Origin of the sequence: Pseudomonas sp. KB_15, from assembly GCF_052114525.1 — a bacterium.
In the GTDB taxonomy this organism is placed as follows: Bacteria; Pseudomonadota; Gammaproteobacteria; order Pseudomonadales; family Pseudomonadaceae; genus Aquipseudomonas.
This window is the reverse complement of the sequence record NZ_JBFREX010000006.1, coordinates 31,382-53,011: the sequence shown is the minus strand read 5'-3', so window position 1 is coordinate 53,011 and position 21,630 is coordinate 31,382. Positions and strand designations below refer to the sequence as shown.

At 61.0% G+C, this 21,630-nt stretch carries 10 protein-coding genes; 7 read left to right on the top strand and 3 right to left on the bottom strand.

Annotated elements, in window-relative coordinates; all coding sequences use genetic code 11:
• Nucleotides 1-76 precede the first annotated feature (76 nt).
• Complete coding sequence (locus AB4Z35_RS09600) at nucleotides 77-1,291, top strand: carboxypeptidase regulatory-like domain-containing protein (protein ID WP_442096812.1); 1,215 nt, start codon at nucleotides 77-79, stop codon at nucleotides 1,289-1,291.
• Nucleotides 1,292-1,458: 167 nt separating this feature from the next.
• Here AB4Z35_RS09600 and AB4Z35_RS09595 read toward each other — a convergent pair whose 3' ends face one another.
• Nucleotides 1,459-10,884, bottom strand: a complete 9,426-nt coding sequence (locus AB4Z35_RS09595) for a retention module-containing protein (protein ID WP_442096811.1) — start codon at nucleotides 10,882-10,884, stop codon at nucleotides 1,459-1,461.
• A 588-nt stretch (nucleotides 10,885-11,472) separates the two neighbouring features.
• Here AB4Z35_RS09595 and AB4Z35_RS09590 point away from each other — a divergent pair.
• The 3 genes from AB4Z35_RS09590 (at nucleotide 11,473) to AB4Z35_RS09580 (ending at nucleotide 16,573) form a co-directional block, all read left to right on the top strand.
• Nucleotides 11,473-12,837 carry a TolC family outer membrane protein gene (locus tag AB4Z35_RS09590; RefSeq protein WP_442096810.1) on the top strand — a complete coding sequence of 455 codons (1,365 nt, stop codon included), beginning with the start codon at nucleotides 11,473-11,475 and terminating at the stop codon, nucleotides 12,835-12,837.
• Between the two features lie 16 nt (nucleotides 12,838-12,853).
• A complete protein-coding gene (locus AB4Z35_RS09585; RefSeq protein ID WP_442096809.1) occupies nucleotides 12,854-15,013 on the top strand; it encodes a type I secretion system permease/ATPase in 2,160 nt (719 codons plus the stop codon).
• 195 nt (nucleotides 15,014-15,208) lie between these two features.
• On the top strand, nucleotides 15,209-16,573 hold the full coding sequence (locus tag AB4Z35_RS09580; RefSeq protein WP_442096808.1) for an HlyD family type I secretion periplasmic adaptor subunit: 1,365 nt from the start codon (nucleotides 15,209-15,211) through the stop codon (nucleotides 16,571-16,573).
• 146 nt (nucleotides 16,574-16,719) lie between these two features.
• Here the strand turns inward: AB4Z35_RS09580 and AB4Z35_RS09575 are convergent, their stop codons facing one another.
• Nucleotides 16,720-17,316 (bottom strand): tRNA-uridine aminocarboxypropyltransferase, encoded by a 597-nt coding sequence (locus AB4Z35_RS09575; RefSeq protein WP_442096807.1) that lies wholly within the window; start codon nucleotides 17,314-17,316, stop codon nucleotides 16,720-16,722.
• Nucleotides 17,317-17,320: 4 nt separating this feature from the next.
• Nucleotides 17,321-18,214, bottom strand: a complete 894-nt coding sequence (locus AB4Z35_RS09570) for a LysR family transcriptional regulator (protein ID WP_007972518.1) — start codon at nucleotides 18,212-18,214, stop codon at nucleotides 17,321-17,323.
• Nucleotides 18,215-18,580: 366 nt separating this feature from the next.
• Here AB4Z35_RS09570 and speB point away from each other — a divergent pair, with 366 nt between their 5' ends.
• Genes speB through AB4Z35_RS09555 form a run of 3 tightly spaced genes read left to right on the top strand, consistent with a single transcriptional unit; the run spans nucleotide 18,581 to nucleotide 21,530 of the window.
• Nucleotides 18,581-19,531, top strand: coding sequence for an agmatinase (gene speB, locus AB4Z35_RS09565; protein ID WP_442096806.1), 951 nt, complete (start codon nucleotides 18,581-18,583; stop codon nucleotides 19,529-19,531).
• A gap of 9 nt (nucleotides 19,532-19,540) precedes the next feature.
• Entirely contained in the window at nucleotides 19,541-19,963 is a 423-nt protein-coding gene (locus AB4Z35_RS09560) for a nuclear transport factor 2 family protein (RefSeq protein ID WP_108227710.1), read from the top strand.
• A gap of 55 nt (nucleotides 19,964-20,018) precedes the next feature.
• Entirely contained in the window at nucleotides 20,019-21,530 is a 1,512-nt protein-coding gene (locus AB4Z35_RS09555) for a purine-cytosine permease family protein (protein WP_442096805.1), read from the top strand.
• Nucleotides 21,531-21,630: the final 100 nt, after the last annotated feature.

Genomic DNA, 21,630 nt, shown 5'->3' with positions numbered 1-21,630 from the left:
TAGGACAGTAGGCAGGCTATCTGACGAGGTTTTAAATCACTCCGGCACCCAAACTTTTTCAATACCCGGAGTTATCATGACCGCTAAACCCCCGAAAACCTCGGCAATCACGCCAAACACACAGAGTGAAGCAATAGCGAAAGTAACCTTCGATGAAGTCCGAGACAGCAGCGGTAATCTCGTTGGCAAAAACAGCGTTACTTTTGACAGAACCCTGAATTTCAAGGGTACGGCCGGCGCAACTACGGAGCTCTGGATTCGCGATGACGAGATCAGATTCACTGACGTGACGAGCGATGGTTCAGGAGGCTGGACCAAACAGTTCACACTGCCGGGCCTCAAGCGCTACAGCCTTGACGCTTTGGAAAAAAAACCGCCTCAAAGTTCTTCCTTACAGTACATTTTCGTTTTGGCGACCGAGACGCCGATCATCGACAAAGTCACTGGCAAGGATGGCCTGATTCAAGATGGCGATACCTACGACGGCGACTCGCTGGAGTTCTCCGGCTACGCACCTCCCGGTATGGAAGTAGAAGCGTTCAACGGCGACACCTCCACAGGCAAGAAAGCCACTGTCGATCGTGACGGGCTGTTCAAACTCCCCTTCGACGGGCTTACCGCTGGCAACTTCAGCATCAAGATCAGGGCCGCCAATGGCAAAGAGTCCAGCGCGTTCACCTTCCGCGTCGTATTGGATGTGGAACTGAGCCTGGATGATGTCCTCGAATCCGAAGGCGGCCCTTCTGTTCCTGAAGCTGGCACCACCGACAAGAATCAGTTGATCATCAAGGGGCATGCCATGCCCGGTGAGAGCATTCAGCTACTCAATGGCGGCGCCCCCATAAAAGATGCCGTCGCAACTGCTGATCCCGGCGATGGTGCCTGGAAAATTCTGCTCGATGTGACAGACGGCGCCTACAGCCTCGCTGCCAAGGCGGACTATGGCGATGGGGAAATCACCGCACCGCCCCGCACCTTTACCGTGGAATCCACCATCAAACCGCACAATACCCGTGTGTACGATTCGGACGGCCTGATCGAGGACAGCGGTAACACCCCATACAACTATGTAATTGTCAGGGGTGATGCGGCCCTGTCAGCGCAGATCAAGCTAAAGATCAATGGCGTCACCGAGCCGAGGCCGGAACCGACCGACGATACGGGTAAATGGGCCAGATTGGTTACACGCCTGGAATACGAAACCACTTATCAATTCATCGCGGTGGCAGACTATGGTGACAACTCAGAGTCTAATCCCTGGACGATTACTACCGGGGTACTGCACGTATAAGCAGTCATCGGAAGCGTTAAAGACTCCAGTGGCCAGGCAGAGCCCTGGTTAGAAACTATTGAATGAAAAAACCGCTTAACGCGGTTTTTTCATTCCTTTATACCAAGCCATTAAAACCCGCCATCCCTTACACAGGAATGACGGATTTTTTCGTCCAGGCTTTCAGCTCACACCGTATCCACCTTCAACGAATGATCGTTGAGCATGCCGTTGATGATGGTCGCCGTGTCATGCCCGCCCGCGATCACCCCACCCGCCCCCGGCGTTACACCGTAATGGCTGGCCAGGTTGACGCCGGCCAAGTCGATGGTCTGGTTCGGGGCGGCACCGGCCATGGCGCTGACGTCGATGCTGGTCACCGTCGACGGCCCGCTGCCGGTGACGGTGAAGTGCAGGTAGTCATCCAGCGAAGCCGTGGTGCCGTTTTCTCCTTGCAACAGTTGCGACAGATCGAGCTTGTCGGTGCCGGGCGTGAAGTCGGTGATCAGGTCATGACCACTGTTGCCCTTGAGCCACTGGAAGGTATCGGCTCCCGCCCCGCCGGTGAGGGTGTTGTTGCCCAGGCCACCGATCAGCCAGTCATCGCCGCCCCCGCCATTGAGGATGTCGTTGCCCAGGCCACCGTTGATCACGTTGCTGTTGTTGTCACCACTCAGGGTGTCGTTGAAGTTCGAACCGGTGAGGTTTTCGATACCGGTCAGGGTGTCCGTGCCCGCCCCCAGGGTGTTCTGCGCAGCGAGCAGGCTGAGGTCGACCGTCACCCCGGCGGTGGCGTGGGCGTAACTGGCCGTGTCGATGCCCGTGCCGCCATCGAGGATGTCATTGCCCGGGCCGCTGAAGAGCAAATCATTACCGGCACCGCCATGCAGCTCGTTGTTGCCAGAGCCGGCGGTGAGCACATCGTTGCCGTCGCCGGCATTGATGATGTTGTTGCCCGTGCCCGCCACCAGGGCATCATCCCCGCTGGTGCCGGTGAGGGTGTGGCCATTCTGATAGCTGATGGTCAGGCTGGCCGAGTCGCTGCCGCCATGGTTGTCGTTGGCGGTGTAGGTGCCGTGGTAGTCCGGGGTGACATCGTGCGCCCCGGCGTAGTTGACGGTCATGGTCAGTTGATAGTTTTCCGCCGCATTCGTATTGCCGCCACTGGTGTTCGTGATGTTGGTCATGTGGATCTGGTAAGTGCCATCCGCGCTTGCGGTGATGGTGCCGCCATCGGCGATGCTTACGAACGCCCCACCATTGAGCGAATACTCCATCGTGACGTGCCCGGCTGCCAGGTTGTGATCCAGGTTGAGCGTCTCACCCTGTTTCAGCTTGACCGTGATGAGGTCTTCATTGTTGCCATCGGAGCTGTTCGCTTTGTCGAGATAGCCACTGATCACCAGCAGCGCCGTCATGGTCGCTGCGTTGGCCGCAAAGGCATTGCGCACGTCTGCCAGACTCTGGTTGGCGGGGGTGCTGTTGGTGCCGGCGAAGCTGATCGCACCGGTGCCGGTGAAGTCCGCGCCCTTCGCTATCCAGCCGGTGTTGAACGAGGTTGGTGTCGCCGAGAGTTGATCGCCGTTGGGGTCGGTGTCATTGGCCAGCAACAGTTCGCCCGGCACCACGACGGTGCCCGAGAGCACGTTGGTGATGACGTGGTCATCGGTGGCCACTGGCGGTGAGTTGGGGATCACTTTCACGGTCAGCGTCGAACTGGCCAGGTCGCCGTCGTTATCGCTGGCGGTGAATGCGATGTTTTCGGTGATCAACACCGACGTGGTTTTCTGCGAAATGTAGACGTACTCACCGGTGTCGAGATTGATCTGCAAGGTACCGCTGTTGTTGGTGGCAATGCTCAACGTGTTGTCCACGGTGTTGAACGTGCCGTGGTTGAGCCCGCCGCTGAAATTCAGCGAGCCCTGGTTACTGTTGCCGCTCGGATCGTAGGTGTACGTGGTGCCGTCCACCGTGATGGTTTTGATGAAGCCGCCATCGGCGCCGAAGGTACCGCCCTCGCCCAGCAGCGAACCGGTCACCGGTGCGCCGATCACAGTACCGGATAGCACCGAGTTGAGCTGGTTGAGGTCGGTCACCACCACCGAATTGGTGTCGGTGTGACTGCTGCCGTCATAGGCCAGTGGATTGAGGTTGGCGTTGCTCACGCCGCTGCCCAGGCCGATCGCGTAGTTCTTGATGTTGTTGGCATCGAGGAAGGCTTTCAGCGCGGTCTCGTCGGCAGTGCCGATTTCCTGGCCGGCAGTGGGCTTGCCGTCGGAGAAGAAGTAACCGACGTTTTGCGCGCCGACCAATTTGCCCGAGGTATTGAACGCGGTCTGCATGGTCGCCACGGCCGCGTCGTAGTTGGTGCCGCCGTTTGCAGTGAGGCCGGCCAGCAGTGTCTTGGCGGTCGCAACATCGACCCACATCGAAGTCCTGTCGGTGGCGCTGCTGCTGAAAGTGACGAGTTGCACTTTCACATCGCCGAGGTCGTCGTATTTATCCAGCAAGGCACTGATGGCCTGTTTGGCCAGTTCCAGCCGCGACAGGCCCGACACGCCGGAAGGGTCGGCCATGCTGCCGGAGATGTCGAGCACGATCAGCAGGTTGGAATCGATCTCCACTGCCGCCACCGAGCGATCCGTTGCCACCGCCTTGGGCACGTCATCGACAATGTTGACCACGATGGTGCTGGTGCTGCTGTTGCCCAGCGCATCGGTGGCTTTGTAGGTGAAGCTTTCACTCAGGCTGTTCGGTCCGTCGTTGGCATTCGGCGAGGTTTTCGGCGCCGAGGTCAGGGTGTAGGTGTAGCTACCGTCGGGGTTGAGCAGGATTTGCCCGTAAGTACCGGTGGCACTGCCGACCAGGGTGTAGGTGAGCGCACCGCTGGCACCCGTGACCGAACCGACCAGGGTGCCGGACGCGGTTTCGCCAGTGTTACCCGGGTCGCTGCCGGTGACCGTACCGGCGGCCAGGTCCTGCCCGTCCTTGCTCAGATCGAGGGCTTTTTCGTAGACCGTCACATCGCTATCGGGGTTGGCCTTGATGTTGCTGTTGGCCACATCGATGGTGATGGTGGTGGTGCTTTCATCGCCATCGGAATCACGCACGGTATAGGTAAACGTATCGGTGGCCCCCGGCTCGCCGACCGAGTTCTGGTTGCTGTGATACACCGCGTTGCCGTTGGCATCGAGGGTCAGGTAGCCATAGGTGCCATTGATCTGGTTGCCCAACCCGCCGATGGCCGACGTCGAGGTATTGCTACCGGCTCGCACGCCGACCACCGTCGCTGGACCATCGGCACCGCTGATGTCGTTGCCCAGCACACTGATGTTGACGGTGCCCCCCTCCACTACCGACGACGAGTCAGGTTTGGCGCTCGGCAAGTCATCGACGATGTTKACATTGATCTGCCCGGTCGCACTGTCGCCATCGGTATCGGTGGCTACGACGTTGAAGTTCTCGGTCAGGCTGTTGGCGCCGTTGGCCGTCGGATGGGCTTCGTTATCGTTGAGGGTGTAGCTGTAGCTCACGACGCCCGTGGCGGCGTTGAACCCGGTGATGGTCAGGGTGCTACCCAGCGGGGTGGTGATCGATTGCGGGAAGCCGGTGGTCACGCCAGCCGTGACCACGGCGATCCCGCCGACGGTCAGGGTTTGCAGGCCATCGAGAGCATTCACGGTGAAGGTGCCGCTCTGGGTCAGGGCCGACGCGTTGGGGCTGCTGCCGTCGCTGAGGTTTTTCTCGAAGACGGTGAGTTCGCCACCCTGAACGTTCAAACCGCCAATCGTGATCGGGTCATCGTTGTTGTGGATCTGCAGCACCAGGTAGGCGTTGCTGCTGTCACCGTCCGAATCGGTGAGGGTGTAGGTGAACTTCTCGATGCCGTCGCCGCCGCCGTGCAACGCCTTGAAATCGGCATCGCTGGTGTTGAGGGTGTAGGTGTARGTRCCGTTSGCRTTSAGCACCAGRGTGCCGTAAGTSCCGGTAAAGGTGCCGGGGGTAATGGGGCCGGCGTTTTCGCCGAGTGTCACGCGGTCGGCGCCTTGCACATCATTGCTCAGCACATTGCCGTTGAGGGTCAGCAGGGTTTCCGAAGCGGTACTGGTGTTGCTGTCGTCCACGCCATACGGCAGGTCGTCGACGATGTTCACATCAAGGCTGCCGGTGKCAGTGCTGCCGTTGTCGTCGACCACGGTCACGGCGAACTGTTCGGGCAGGCTGTTGGCGCCGTTGGCGGTCGGGTGGGCTTCGTTATCGTTGAGGGTGTAGCTGTAACTCACGACGCCCGTCGCCGCATTGAATCCGGTGATGGTCAGGGTGCTACCCAGCGGSGTGGTRATCGATTGCGGGAAGCCGGTGGTCACGCCAGCGCTGACCACGGCGATCCCGCCCACGGTCAGGGTCGTTACGCCATCCAGCGCGGTGACGGTGAAGGTGCCGCTCTGGGTCAACGCTGTGGAGTCCGGTGCGCTGCCGTCGCTGAGGTTTTTTTCGTAGACGGTCAGCTCACCGCCATACACGTTGAGGCCGTTGAGGGTCACCGGATTGTCGTTGTTGTGGATCTGCAGCACCAGGTAGGCGTTGCTGCTGTCGCCGTCCGAATCCGTGAGGGTGTAGGTGAACTTCTCGATGCCGTCGCCACCGCCGTGCAGGGCTTTGAAATCGGCATCGCTGGTGTTGAGGGTATAGGTGTAGGTGCCATTGGCGTTCAGCACCAACGTGCCATAAGTCCCGGTGAAAGTGCCGGGGGTGATCGGCCCGCTGTTTTCACCGAGCGCTACCCGGTCGGCGCCTTGCACATCATTGCTCAGCACGTTGCCGTTGAGGGTCAGCAGGGTTTCCGARGCGGTACTGGTGTTGCTGTCGTCCACGCCATACGGCAGGTCGTCGACGATGTTCACATCAAGGCTGCCGGTGGCAGTGCTGCCGTTGTCGTCGACCACGGTCACGGCGAACTGTTCGGGCAGGCTGTTGGCGCCGTTGGCGGTCGGGTGGGTTTCGTTATCGTTGAGGGTGTAGCTGTAGCTCACGACGCCCGTGGCGGCGTTGAACCCGGTGATGGTCAGGGTGCTACCCAGCGGGGTGGTGATCGATTGCGGGAAGCCGGTGGTCACGCCAGCGCTGACCACGGCGATCCCGCCGACGGTCAGGGTCGTTACGCCATCCAGCGCGGTCACGGTGAACGTCCCGCTCTGGGTCAACGCCGTGGAGTCCGGTGCGCTGCCGTCGCTGAGGTTTTTCTCGAAGACGGTGAGCTCGCCACCCTGAGCGTTCAAACCGCCAATCGTGATCGGGTCATCGTTGTTGTGGATCTGCAGCTCTAGATTGGCGGTTCTGCTGTCGCCGTCCGAATCGGTGAGGGTGTAGGTGAACTTCTCGATGCCGTCGCCACCGCCGTGCAACGCCTTGAAATCGGCATCGCTGGTGTTGAGGGTGTAGGTGTAGGTGCCGTTGGCGTTGAGCACCAAAGTGCCGTAAGTGCCGGTAAAGGTGCCGGGGGTAATGGGGCCGGCGTTTTCCCCGAGTGTCACCCGGTCGGCACCTTGCACGTCGTTGCTCAGCACGTTGCCGTTGAGGGTCAGCTGGGTTTCCGAGGCGGTGCCATTGCTGTCGTCCACGCCATACGGCAGGTCGTCGACGATGTTCACGTCCAGTGAACCGGTCGCGGTGGTGCCGTTGTCGTCGACCACGGTCACGGCGAATTGCTCGGGCAGGCTATTGGCGTCGTTGGCCGTCGGGTGCGCTTCGTTGTCGTTGAGGGTGTAGCTGTAACTGACGACCCCGGTCGCCGCATTGAATCCGGTGACGGTCAGGGTGCTGCCCAGCGGCGTGGTGATCGATTGCGGGAAGCCGGTGGCTACGCCAGCGGTGACCACGGCGATGCCGCCCACGGTCAGGGTMGTTACGCCATCCAGCGCGGTSACGGTGAASGTSCCGCTYTGGGTCAGGGCYGGTGCGTCGGGGTTGCTGCCGTCGCTGAGGTTTTTTTCGTAGACGGTCAGCTCACCGCCATACACGTTGAGGCCGYTGAGGGTCACCGGATTGTCGTTGTTGTGGATCTGCAGCACCAGGTAGGCGCTGCTGGTGTCACCGTCCGAATCCGTGAGCGTGTAGGTGAACTTCTCGATGCCGTCGCCACCGCCGTGCAGGGCTTTGAAATCGGCATCGCTGGTGTTCAGCGTGTAGGTGTAAGTACCGTTCGCATTCAGCACCAGGGTGCCGTAAGTCCCGGTAAAGGTGCCGGGGGTAATCGGTCCGGCGTTTTCCCCGAGCGGTACGCGGTCGGCACCTTGCACGTCGTTGCTCAGCACGTTGCCGTTGAGGGTCAGCTGGGTTTCCGAGGCGGTGCCATTGCTGTCGTCCACGCCATACGGCAGGTCGTCGACGATGTTCACGTCCAGTGAACCGGTGGCAGTGCTGCCGTTGTCGTCGACCACGGTCACGGCGAACTGTTCGGGCAGGCTGTTGGCGTCGTTGGCCGTCGGGTGGGCTTCGTTGTCGTTGAGGGTGTAGCTGTAACTCACGACGCCGGTGGCGGCGTTGAACCCGGTGACGGTCAGGGTGCTGCCCAGCGGCGTGGTGATCGATTGCGGGAAGCCGGCGGCCACGCCAGCCGTGACCACGGCGATGCCGCCCACGGTCAGGGTCGTTACGCCATCCAGCGCGGTCACGGTGAAGGTGCCGCTCTGGGTCAACGCCGTGGAGTCCGGTGCGCTGCCGTCGCTGAGGTTCTTTTCGTAGACGGTCAGCTCACCGCCATACACGTTGAGACCGTTGAGGGTCACCGGATTGTCGTTGTTGTGGATCTGCAGCACCAGGTAGGCGGTGCTGCTGTCGCCGTCCGAATCGGTGAGCGTGTAGGTGAACTTCTCGATGCCGTCGCCACCGCCGTGCAGGGCTTTGAAATCGGCATCGCTGGTGTTCAGGGTGTAGATGTAAGTGCCGTTGGCATTCAGCACCAGGGTGCCGTAAGTCCCGGTGAAAGTGCCGGGGGTGATCGGTCCGGTGTTTTCCCCGAGTGTCACCCGGTCGGCGCCTTGCACGTCGTTGCTCAGCACGTTGCCGTTGAGGGTCAGCAGGGTTTCCGAGGCGGTGCCATTGCTGTCGTCCACGCCTTGCGGCAGGTCGTCGACGATGTTCACGTCCAGTGAACCGGTCGCGGTGGTGCCGTTGTCGTCGACCACGGTCACGGCGAACTGTTCGGGCAGGCTATTGGCGTCGTTGGCCGTCGGGTGCGCTTCGTTGTCGTTGAGGGTGTAGCTGTAACTCACGACRCCCGTGGCCGCATTGAACCCGGTAATGGTCAGGGTGCTGCCCAGCGGGGTGGTGATCGATTGCGGGAAGCCGGCAGCCACGCCAGCCGTGACCACGGCGATGCCGCCGACGGTGAGTGTCGTCACGCCGTCGAGRGCGGTGACGGTGAAGGTGCCGCTCTGGGTCAGCGCGGTGGMRTCCGGTGCGCTGCCGTCGCTGAGGTTTTTCTCGAAGACGGTGAGCTCGCCACCCTGAGCGTTCAAACCGCCAATCGTGATCGGGTCATCGTTGTTGTGGATCTGCAGCWCCAGGTTSGCGGTTCTGCTGTCGCCGTCCGAATCGGTGAGGGTGTAGGTGAAGGATTCGCTGCCATTGCCACCGCCATGCAGGGCTTTGAAATCGGCATCGCTGGTGTTSAGGGTGTAGGTGTAGGTGCCRTTGGCATTSAGCACCAGGGTGCCGTAAGTCCCGGTGAAAGTGCCGGGGGTGATCGGTCCGGTGTTTTCCCCGAGTGGTACGCGGTCRGCGCCTTGCACGTCGTTGCTCARCACGTTGCCGTTGAGGGTCAGCAGGGTTTCCGAGGCGGTACTGGTGTTGCTGTCGTCCACGCCTTGCGGCAGGTCGTCGACGATGTTCACRTCRAGGCTGCCGGTGKCRGTGCTGCCGTTGTCGTCGACCACGGTCACGGCGAACTGTTCGGGCAGGCTATTGGCGTCGTTGGCCGTCGGGTGCGCTTCGTTGTCGTTGAGGGTGTAGCTGTAACTCACGACGCCCGTGGCCGCATTGAATCCGGTGACGGTCAAGGTGCTGCCCAGCGGCGTGGTGATCGATTGCGGGAAGCCGGCAGCCACGCCAGCCGTGACCACGGCGATGCCGCCGACGGTGAGTGTCGTCACGCCGTCGAGGGCGGTGACGGTGAAGGTGCCGCTCTGGGTCAGCRCGGTGGCATCCGGTGCGCTGCCGTCGCTGAGGTTTTTCTCGAAGACGGTGAGCTCGCCACCCTGAGCGTTCAAACCGCCAATCGTGATCGGGTCATCGTTGTTATGGATCTGCAGCACCAGGTTGGCGGTGCTGCTGTCGCCATCGGCGTCCGTCAGCGTATAGGTGAAGGTTTCCGTACCGTCGCCCCCGCCGTGCAACGCTTTGAAATCGGCATCGCTGGTGTTCAGGGTGTAGGTGTAGGTGCCATTGGCATTGAGCACCAACGTGCCGTAAGTGCCGGTGAAGGTACCGGGGGTGATSGGCCCGCTGTTTTCCCCGAGCGGTACGCGGTCAGCGCCTTGCACGTCGTTGCTCAACACGTTGCCGTTGAGGGTCAGCAGGGTTTCCGAGGCAGTGCCATTGTTGTCATCGACTGCTTTGGGCACGTCGTCGGTGATGCTGATATCCAGCGTACCGGTAGCGCTGTCGCCATTGCTGTCGCTGGCCACCACGGTGACGTGTTCGACAAGACTATTGGCACCCTCGCCGCTTGCATGGGTTTCGGCACCGTTGAGGGTGTAGCTGTAACTGACGACGCCCGTGGCCGGGTTGTAACTGGTGACGGTCAGCGTGCCGCCCAGCGGGGAGGTGATCGACTGCGGGAAACCTGCCGCCACGCCGCCGCTGATCAAGTTGATCCCGCCGATGCTGAGGCTGGTCAGCCCGTCTGGCGCATTGATGGTGAAGGTGCCGCTTCGTGTCAGCAAGCCTTCGTTCCTCGCCGAACCATCGGCCAGGTTGGCTTCATTGACGGTCCGCTCGCCATTCTGCTCCGACAGGCCATTGAAGGTGACCGGATTGTTCGGCACCTCCGGTGTCACTGGCGGCACCACAGGCGCATCGGCCGCTACAGTGTTGTCCGGATTAGCGTTCAGGCGCTCTTCGGGAAGTTCGGGAATGCCATTGAAACCGGCAGTGGGGAAGCCGATGATCGGGTCGACTCGCCCGCCCACTTCTTCAAGCAGGACGAAACTATGGCCACTGCCCTGAACGCCGCCCGGCACACCGGTAGTCGTGGCAGGCCCGGCAGCGGTGGCTTCAGCGGTCTGCGTCGGGTCGTCGCCCGCCGCAATGGCTTTTTGCAGCTGTTCGACATCGGTCAGTTGCGCTTGGCTCGGCGTCACCGCTTCAGGCGAGTCCACATGGGGAATCTGATTGGCGAGCAGCTGTGAAGTCATCTGCATGCTGCTGCCGCGCCCGAGGGTCAGTTCCTGGCCATTTTGCAGATGCACCGCCACCGCCCCTTCAGCGCCGGTGTTCAGTTGGTCGCCGGCGAACAACCGGTCCCCCTCGACCAAAGCACGCCGGGTACCGTCGCTCGCAACCGCGAACACCTGGCCGATGACCTTACTGACGATACCGATGAGCGTTGCCATGGTGCACTTCCTCCGCTGCCAACCGCTGTCGGCACCTTGTTTGAGCGAAGAACGTGCGCATGGCTCAAGCGGGTTGTCTGGCGGATCGTGTTCCGGGTGCCGGTTTACTTGAGTAAGCCGCAGCCCCGGCAACAATCTCGCCCAGCCAGTCGCTCACGGCGCTGTTTACGGTTTGGGGAAAAACCCTCTGCAATCAATGGCATCGGATCCCCGTGCGCAACAACGTTGCCTGTGAGCAATGCGTAACGATCTCGAATCAGTAAAGTGACAAAAAACCGTCGCCTCCAGATCGTTCGCATCCCTCCCCTCCAGCACTTCTCCGCTCTATGTCGATAAGTGGATTGGAACTTTCCTCAAACCCCGATGAGCGCCCTAGAGCCCATAAAACAAGGGCTTTCGAATTGAACAATGTGCTGGATTTTGCAGAGCTCATAAGTTTTTTTTGGCATACACGCTATGAAAAAAATTTCTTAGCTACGCTCCAGAATGTTCTTAGCTCTTTTGTTAAAGAGGTGAAACAACTTTACCTATAAAAGTCGTCAAATAATTGGCGACTGATAAGCACCATCAGGAATCAGGGAGATGTAAATGCGCCTATTAACCCCCCTCTGCAGCGCGGTTCTTTTAGCCATGGCCTGCTCGTCCCAGGCTCATGCCATGACGCTGACCGAAGCAATCCAGAGCACCATCGCGACCCACCCGGAGCTGGCATCGCGGGTGGACAGCCGTCTGTCGGCTGATGAGGACGTGAAGGTCGCCAAAGGGGGCTATTATCCATCGGTTGATCTGAACGCCGCCTACGGGCGCGCGTACAGCGATAACACCAATACCCGGGCGCTCACCCCCAGCGGGCACAACACTGAAACCTTGAACTACACCCAGTCGGAATTGCGCCTGCGGCAAATGCTCTTCGACGGGTTCAACACCGCCAATGAAGTCCAGCGCACCCAGGGTGTGGTCAACTCGCGAGCCTATTACGCCCAGGGTACGGCTCAGGACTTGGCCCTGCGCACCACCGAGGTCTACCTCGAAGTGCTCAAGCGCCGCGAACTGGTGACACTGGCCAAGAACAACCTGCAAGCGCACTTGCGGGTCAACGACCAGATCGGCCTGCGCACCCAGCGCGGTGTGGGCAGCAACGCCGATGCCGACCAGTCCTCGGCTCGCCGGGCACTGGCAGAAAACAACCTCGACACCGCCGAAGTTGATCTGGCCGATGCCGAGTCGAACTTCTACGCCGTTGTGGGGCGCATGCCCGATGAACTGGAAACCCCGCCGTCGATTCGCGGCGAAGTCCCCACCTCGCTGCCCGAAGCCCAGCAGAGCATGGTGGAAAACAACCCTTACCTGAAATCCGCCCAGGCCGACGTGCAATCGGCTGAAAGCCAGTACGAAGTCGCCAAGTCGCCGTTCTACCCACGCTTCGACGCCGAGGCGGCAGTGGGCGCGAACAACAACGTGCAGGGTGACGAAGGCCATGACAACGAATGGCGGGTCGGCGTGATCATGAACTACAACCTGTTCCGCGGCGGCAGCGACAAGGCGCGCCTGGCCTCTGACTCGCACAAGATCAACCAGGCCATGGACATCCGTAACAATGCCCTGCGCCAGCTCAACGAAAACATTCACCTGGCCTGGAACGCCATGGTCAATGCCAAGAAACAAACCCCGACCGCCCGTGAATACGCCGACACCAGCAAGCGCGTACGCATTGCCTATCAGGATCAGTTCGGCCTCGGTCAACGGACCCTGCTTGACCTGCTGGACAGTGAAAACGAACTCTACAACGCCAACCGTCGCTACACCGAAGTGCGCTACACCGAAGAGTTTTCGATGTACCGCGTCCTGGCGAACATGGGCCAGTTGTTGAGCAAACAACGGGTCGTACTGCCCGCCGACGCGATCGCCCAGACCGAAGTGAAAAACGAAGCTCGTCTGCCTGAAATGAAGTAGTGCATGGGAGGGTTCAATGACCAGCATGGAACCCGGCAACACCGGTGTCGATCCGCGCCTGAGCTTCGATGACCCGCTTCTGGACGGTCTGTTGATCCTCTGCAAACTCCACGGCGCGACAGTCAGTCGCGCCAGCCTCAGTGCCGGGCTCCCCATGGCACACCAACGCCTGAGCCTGGACCTGCTGCCCCGTGCAGCGGCCCGGGCCGGTTTGCAGGCGCGCTTGCTGCGCCGTGACCTCAAGGACATTTCCCCGCTCAACCTGCCCGTGCTGTTGTTACTGAACAACGGCCGCACGGCTGTCCTGCGCCGTTATGGCGAGGACGGCAAGGTGCTGATCCTGCCCAGCGAAGCCGACGGCGGCGAGCAATGGCTCAGCCCTGAAGAGCTGGCCGAACACTACAGTGGCCAGGCGTTGTTTGCCCGGCCACGCCACGAACTCGAAGACTTGCGCTCGCCGCTGGTGCCTCGGGTCCACGCCTGGTTTCGCGATACGCTGAAGCTGTCGAAATGGCTGTACAGCGATGCAATTCTGGCGAGTTTCCTGATCAACCTGCTGGGTCTGATGGTGCCGCTGTTCGTRATGCAGACCTACGACCGSGTGGTGCCGAACCAGGCCACTTCGACTTTGTGGGTGCTGGCGATCGGTCTGCTGATCGGCACCGCTTTCGAACTGGTGCTGCGGATCGTGCGCGCGCACTTGCTGGATACCGCCGGCAAGAAAACCGACGTGATCCTGTCGGCCACCCTGTTCGAGCGCATCACCGGCATGGCGATGAAAGCGCGGCCGGCGACCATTGGTGGTTTTGCCCAAAGCATTCATGACTTCCAGGGCCTGCGGGAATTCCTCACCGCCGTGACCCTCACCAGCCTGATCGATCTGCCCTTCTGCCTGTTGATGCTACTGGTGATCGGCCTGCTCGGTGGCTGGCTGGTGGTAATCCCCATTCTGGCGTTTCCCATCACGATCATCTTTGCCATGGTGATCCAGGTACGCCTGCGCGACACCGTGCAAAAGAGCCTCAGCCTCGGCGCCGAACGCCAGGCACTGTTGATCGAAACCCTCAGCGGCCTGGAAACCCTCAAGGCCTGCAGCGCCGAAAGCGAACGCCAGCACAAATGGGAAAGCACCCACGGTACCCTCACCCGCCTCGACAGCCACGCGCGCAACCTCTCGGCCCTGGCCACCAACGGCACGCTCTTCATCCAGCAACTGTCCGGTATGGCGACCATCGTTGCCGGGGTCTACAGCATCATCGCCGGCAACCTCAGCGTCGGTGCCCTGGTGGCCAGCTACATGCTGGGCAGTCGGGTGCTGGCGCCACTGGGACAGATCGCCGGCCTGATCACCCGCTACCAGCAAGCGCAACTGACCATGAAAAGCACTGACGCGCTGATGGGCCTGCCCCAGGAGCGCGACGCCAGACAACGGCCGCTGGAGCGCACCCAACTGCAAGGCGCGCTGGATGTTGTCGGCGTGAACTTCCACTACAACGGCCAGAGCTCTCCGGCCCTGGCCAATATCAGCTTCAGTGTGAAACCCGGCGAGCGCGTCGGCATCATCGGCCGCAGCGGCTCAGGCAAAAGCACCCTGGCGCGGCTGGTGATGGGGTTCTACGAACCGGATGAAGGCCAATTGCTGCTCGATGGCCTGGACCTGCGGCAACTGGACGTCGCCGACCTGCGCCATCAAATCGGCTACGTCGCCCACGACCTGCCGCTTCTGGCCGGCAGCCTGCGCGACAACCTGACCCTCGGCGCGCGCTATATCAGCGACTCACGCATGCTCGAAGTGGCGGAAATGACCGGAGTTACCGAACTGGCCCGGCAACACCCGCACGGCTTCGACCGGCCCGTGGGCGAGCGCGGACAGTTGCTGTCCGGTGGTCAGCGCCAGGCGGTTTTGCTGGCCCGGGCATTGTTGCTCGACCCGCCGATTCTGCTGCTCGACGAACCTACCAGCGCCATGGACAACAGCAGCGAAGACGTTCTGCGGAAAAAACTCCACGACTGGGTCCAGGGGAAAACCGTGCTGCTGGTGACTCACCGCACCTCGATGCTGAGCCTGGTGGACCGGCTGGTGGTGCTGGACAACGGACGGATCGTCGCCGACGGGCCGAAAGAAGCAGTCATCGATGCACTGCGCAAGGGCCGTGTCGGCTCTGCGGCTGTTTAGGAGTGGCCCTCTAGATGCGAATACACAACCTGTGGCGAGGGAGCTTGCTCCCGCTGGGTTGCGAAGCAGCCCCCTCGTTGTGTCATCTGGATCGCGCCAGCAGTTTTTGCGACGGCTTCGCCGCCGGACGGGAGCAAGCTCCCTCGCCACAGGATTGTGTTCGGCACTATTTCTCTTAACTGACGGGTATCGCCCATGTCTGCTCAAACGCCAGATTCAGCGCCCCGAGGCTACTTCAACAGCTTCGGCAAAAGCGCCGAAGTCGAATTCATGCCGGAAACCGCCGGCGCCTCATTGCAGGACTCACCACGCTGGTCGCGGATCACCGTGTGGCTGGCCGCCGCGCTGCTGATCAGCGCGCTGGTCTGGGCCAAATTCGCCGTGTTGCAGGAAGTCACCATGGGCGAAGGCAAGGCGATTCCCTCGAGCAAAGTCCAGGTGATCCAGAACCTCGAGGGCGGCATCGTCACCGAGATCTTTGTGCGCGAAGGGCAAATGGTGAACAAGGGCGACACTTTGCTGCGCCTCGATGACACCCGCTACCTGTCGAACAAGGGCGAAAGCGAAGCCGATCGCTATGCCTTGACCGCGCAAGTCGAACGGCTTTCGGCCGAGGCTGAGGGCCGGCCGTTCAAGCTATCAGAAGAAGTGATCGCCAAAGCCCCGCAAGTGGCCGAAGACGAGCGTTCGCTGTACGAGCAGCGGCAACGTCGACTCGCGAGCGAGCAGCGCACACTGACCGAGCAACTTCGGCAAAAAACCCAGGAGTTGGCAGAGTTCCGCTCGAAACAGGGGCAGTTCAGCTCCAGCCTGGCGCTGCTGCAACAAGAGATGAACATGTCCACCCCGCTGGTGGGCACCGGCGCCGTGTCACCGGTGGAAATCCTGCGGCTCAAACGCAGCGCCGTGGAGATTCGCGGCTCGCTGAACGCCACCACCCTGGCCATTCCCCGGGCCGAATCGGCGATCAACGAGATCAAAAGCAAGATTGATGAGTCGGAACAGACCTTCCGCTCGGAAGCCGCCAAAGAGCTGAATGAGAAACGCACCGACCTGTCGAAAATCACGGCATCGAGCATCGCCATCGACGACCGTGTGACCCGTACCACGGTGGTATCGCCGGTACACGGCATCATCAAGGTGTTGAAGGTCAATACCATCGGCGGCGTGGTCCAGCCCGGCAACGACATGGTGGAAATCGTGCCGCTGGAAGACAACCTGCTGATCGAAGCCAAGGTCCGCCCGCAGGACGTTGCGTTCCTGCATCCGGGTCAGAAAGCCATGGTCAAGTTCAGTGCCTACGACTACACGATCTACGGCGGCCTGAGCGCCAAGCTGGAACTGATCGGCGCCGACACCATCACCGACGACAAGGGCAACAGCTTTTATCTGATTCAAGTGCGCACTGACAAAAACCATCTGGGCGGGGATGTGAAACCGCTGCTGATCATCCCGGGGATGGTGGCGACAGTGGACATCATTACCGGGGAGAAAACGGTGCTGGATTACTTGCTTAAACCGGTGTTGAAAGCGCGGACCGAGGCGATGCGGGAGCGGTAGTTTCTGGCTGAGATTTTCTGGTGATTGATCTGGCCTCATCGCGAGCAAGCTCGCTCCCACAGTGTCCGTGTTGTACACAAAATCTGCGAACACGACAAAACCTGTGGGAGCGGGCTTGCCCGCGAAGAGGCCGGCACATACAACGATCACCTGTCGGCATGATTACGCTGGTAAACCTCCTCCCCCATCGCCGCAATCTGCCCCTCGATCAACGCTTCAAACGGCTTTAACAACGGCGCAAACGACGTCGGTGCCTCAAGGGTTTCAAGCGCCTGCACAATCGCCTCCACCGTCGACAGCGCCCCCGGTCCCGGTGCCTTGCGCAGCCGATAACGGGACACACCGCCTTCGGCCAGCGTCACCCTCGGCAACGCCGCCAGCAGCGGATTGAGGTGCAGCATCTTGCGCGCCTTGCGCCAGGTGCCGTCCGGGACCACTAACAACATCGGTTCATCAGATGAGCTATAGGCTTTCATCGGTTGCACTTCTTCGCCCGGAAACAACAACCGCGCCTGATATCCCGGCTGATTCAAAAGCGTGGGCAAATTCTCAAATACTTCTCCCACGATCAACTCGGCATTGTTCAAGCCCAACGCCGCCAACCGCGCCGTATTCAGCGCATGGTTCACTTCGCTCGGATGCTGCAACAGCAACACCCGGGTGCGGCTGTCGAGGTTCGGGATCAACGGGCACAGGCAGTGGGTTTGCGGGCGCAGGCAGCGCGGGCACTGGATTCTGGACATATTCTCAGGCCTGATTCAGTTGGGCTTTAAGCAAGTCGCGGAACGTCTGGATCAGCGGCTCGCGGCTACGGCCCCGACGCACGATCATCGAGAACGGCGCCTGATAACCGAAGGTTGCCGGCAGCAACACCCGCAAGTCGCCCTTGTCGGCCCAGGCCTGGGCGTAGTGCTCCGGTAGATAGCCGATGTAGGCGCCGGACAGCACCAGTATCAACTGGGCTTCCATACTTTCTACTGTCGCGGCGCTGTGCTTGAAGCCGTGACGCGCCAGTTCAGCCTGGCTCCAGTAGCCGCGGCCGACCATGCGCTGCTGGGTGATGACTTGCTCGGGAATGCGCCGCTCGTTGAACAGCGGATGGCGCGTGCTGCAATACAACCAGTGTTGTTCACGGTACAGCGGCATGTACACCAGACCGCTCATGCGCGTGGAAAACGCGCCGATGGCCAGGTCGAGACGGTTGTCCTGCACACCGAGTTGCAATTCGTAAGGGCTCATCACCGACAGGTGCAAGTGCACGGCCGGGTGTTCCTGGCTGTAGGCGCCGATGGCTTCGGCGAACGGCAGGGCCTTGTCGCTGACGGTGGAGTCGATCACTCCAAGGTTCAAGGTACCGCGCAACTCGCCCTTGAGCGCGGCGGCGTATTGCTCGAAGCCTTCGAGTTCACCCAACAGGCGCAGGGTTTCCTGATGGAACAGTTCGCCCTTGCTGGTCAGGCTGAATCCGCCACGGCCGCGATGGCAGAGCACCAGGCCGAGGGCTGCTTCGAGCTGACTCATGTAGGTACTGATGGCCGACGTCGAGAGGTTGAGCTCCTGCTGGGCGTTGGCAAACCCCTGATGCCGCACCACGCTGACGAAGATGCGCAATAGTTTCAGGTCGGGTAAAGCGTTGGCCATGGGGGCTCCAGCAGCAACACAAAAATCAGGTGGACGATAACGCTCTGTAGCAGCTGGCGAAGCCTGCGTCCGGCGGCGAAGCCGTCGTGAAATCAGGCGACGCGCTGTTTCAGGAAAACCTCGCGTTCAGGTTTTGACGACGGCTCCGCCGCCGAACGCTGCCTCGCGGTGCTCGGCAGCTGCTACAGAGAATACGACAAGTCTATCGCCGTCCTCGTCATTAGTTTAGAAAAATCTGAACTAAGTATTTGCCCGTAGCGATTCTTCCCGGCCACTACATTTCGCAGAATCGGCCCACAACGGTGCCCGTACCTTCCGTGAACGGCGCAACCCTATAAATAAAACAACGACGATGAGGCCCTACCCGTGGACAAGATTCTTCACCAACCACTGGGCGGCAACGAAATGCCGCGCTTCGGCGGCATCGCCACCATGATGCGACTCCCCCACTTGAGTACCGCTGCCGGTCTGGACGCTGCCTTCGTAGGCGTGCCACTGGACATCGGTACCTCGCTGCGCCCTGGCACCCGCTTCGGGCCTCGCGAAATCCGCGCTGAATCGGTAATGATCCGCCCGTACAACATGGCGACCGGCGCTGCGCCGTTCGACTCGCTGTCGGTTGCCGACATCGGCGACATCGCGATCAACACCTTCAACCTGCTGGATGCCGTGCGGATCATCGAAGAGTCCTACGACAATATCCTCGAACACGATGTGATCCCGCTGACCCTGGGCGGCGACCACACCATCACCCTGCCGATCCTGCGTGCCATCCACAAAAAGCACGGCAAGGTCGGYCTGGTKCACATCGACGCTCACGCKGAYGTGAACGATCACATGTTCGGCGAGAAAATCGCCCACGGCACCACCTTCCGTCGTGCTGTCGAAGAAGGCCTGCTGGACCCGGACCGCGTTGTGCAGATTGGCCTGCGCGCCCAGGGCTACACCGCTGACGACTTCAACTGGAGCCGCAACCAGGGCTTCCGTGTGGTTCAGGCCGAAGAGTGCTGGCACAAATCGCTGGAGCCTCTGATGGCTGAAGTCCGCGAGAAAGTCGGCAACGGTCCGGTCTACCTGAGTTTCGACATCGACGGCATCGACCCGGCCTGGGCACCGGGTACCGGCACCCCGGAAATCGGTGGCCTGACGACCATTCAGGCGATCGAGATCGTTCGCGGTTGCCAGGGCCTCGACCTGGTCGGTTGCGATCTGGTAGAAGTCTCGCCCGCATACGACACCACCGGCAACACCTCGCTGCTGGCCGCCAACCTGCTGTACGAAATGCTCTGCGTACTGCCTGGCGTAGTCCACCGCTGAGGATGGTTCATGAACGAACGCGATCAGGTTTTGAAAGCCGCCGCCGATCTGGTGTCCGCTTTTGCCCGTAACGATCGCGAAGCCTACTTCGGCGCGTTCAGCGCCGATGCCAGCTTCGTCTTCTATACCCTCGAACAGCCCCTGCTGTCGCGCGACGCCTACCAGGCGATGTGGGACAGCTGGCGCTCAGAGGATGGCTTCGAGGTGCTCTCGTGCACCTCAAGCAACGCTTTCGTCAGCCTGCAGGGTGATGTGGCGATTTTCATCCATGACGTAGCCACCGAGCTGCGCATGCAAGGGGAGCAGCACTTTAGCCAGGAGCGCGAGACGATTGTTTTCAAGAAACAAGCGTCTGGCCAAGAACAACAAGGCCTATGGCTGGCCTGCCACGAACATTTGTCCGCGATGCCGGAAGGGCTGCCACCCCCTTAGCCAACACAGGTGACGCTCACGCACGATGAGCGCGCCTTTATGATCGGAGCTGATCATGAATAACAACAACAAAGACCAAAGCCTTACGCAAATTGAAACCTACGGGGTCGAACAGATCCCGGACAACGAACGCACTGCAGGCCCGACGGACTTGTTCCGGATGATCTTCGGTGGTTCCAACACCTTTGCTACCGCCGTCCTCGGCAGTTTCCCGGTACTGTTCGGCCTGTCTTTCCAGGCAGGCGTCTGGGCGATTGTGCTGGGCGTATTGCTGGGTTCGCTGATTCTCGCGCCAATGGGCCTGTTCGGCCCGATCAACGGCACCAACAATGCCGTGTCTTCCGGTGCGCACTTCGGCGTGCACGGGCGGATCGTCGGTTCGTTCCTGTCGCTGTTGACCGCCATCGCCTTTTTCTCGCTCTCGGTATGGAGTTCGGGTGATGCGCTGATCGGTGGCGCCAAACGCCTGATCGGCCTGCCGGAAACCGACCTGACCCTGGGCCTGGCCTACGGTCTGTTCGCGATTCTGGTACTGACCGTGTGCATCTACGGCTTCCGCTTCCTGCTGTGGGTCAACAAGATCGCGGTGTGGAGTGCCAGTCTGCTGTTCCTGCTGGGCATCTTCGCCTTCGCCGGTCCTTTCGATGCGAACTACGCCGGCACCGTGAACATGGGGCAACCGGGTTTCTGGGCGGCTTTCATCGGCGCGGCGCTGGTGGCCATGAGCAACCCGATTTCCTTCGGTGCGTTCCTCGGCGACTGGTCGCGCTACATCCCGCGTGACACCTCCAAGCGCCGSATCATGGCGGCGGTGGTGATTTCGCAGATCGCGACCTTCATCCCGTTCCTGTTCGGCCTGGCCACCGCGACCATCGTAGCGATCAAGGCACCGGACTACATCGCGGCCAACAACTATGTCGGCGGCCTGCTGGCAGTCTCGCCGAGCTGGTTCTTCCTGCCGGTGTGCCTGATCGCAGTGATTGGTGGCATGTCCACCGGCACCACCTCCCTCTATGGCACCGGGCTGGACATGTCCAGCGTGTTCCCACGGGTGCTGTCGCGGGTCAAGGCCACGCTGCTGATCGGTGTGATGTCGATTGCCTTCATCTTCATCGGGCGCTTCGCGGCCAACCTGGTACAGAGCGTGTCGACCTTCGCCGTGCTGATCATCACCTGCACCACCCCGTGGATGGTGATCATGATCATCGGCCTGCTGGTGCGTCGCGGTTTCTACTGCCCGGATGACCTGCAAGTGTTCACCCGTGGCGAGAAAGGCGGCCGCTACTGGTTCACCCACGGCTGGAACTGGCGTGGCCTGGGTGCCTGGATTCCGAGCGCGGCCGTCGGCCTGTGCTTCGTGAACCTGCCGGGACAGTTTGTCGGGCCACTGGGCGAAATGGCCGGTGGTATCGACATCAGCCTGCCGGTGACCCTGGGCCTGGCCTCGCTGGTGTACCTGGCGCTGCTGAGCCTGTTCCCGGAACCGCGCGAAGTGTTCGGCCCGAACGATTCACGCAGCAAGAGCACGGATTCGCTCGCTAAACCGGCGATGCGACAAGTCGCCTGATGTAGCACAAGACCTGTGGGAGCGAGCCTGCTCGCGATGAACGATAACGCGGTGCCTATGACAGACCGCAGCGCCTGAATCGCGAGCAGGCTCGCTCCCA

Coding starts and splice junctions, on each gene's coding strand:
- AB4Z35_RS09560 (WP_108227710.1), top strand. CDS start 19,541: ATGAACGAACGCGATCAGGTTTTGAAAGCCGCCGCCGATCTGGTGTCC.
- AB4Z35_RS09570 (WP_007972518.1), bottom strand. CDS start 18,214: ATGGCCAACGCTTTACCCGACCTGAAACTATTGCGCATCTTCGTCAGC.
- AB4Z35_RS09600 (WP_442096812.1), top strand. CDS start 77: ATGACCGCTAAACCCCCGAAAACCTCGGCAATCACGCCAAACACACAG.
- AB4Z35_RS09575 (WP_442096807.1), bottom strand. CDS start 17,316: ATGTCCAGAATCCAGTGCCCGCGCTGCCTGCGCCCGCAAACCCACTGC.
- AB4Z35_RS09590 (WP_442096810.1), top strand. CDS start 11,473: ATGCGCCTATTAACCCCCCTCTGCAGCGCGGTTCTTTTAGCCATGGCC.
- AB4Z35_RS09580 (WP_442096808.1), top strand. CDS start 15,209: ATGTCTGCTCAAACGCCAGATTCAGCGCCCCGAGGCTACTTCAACAGC.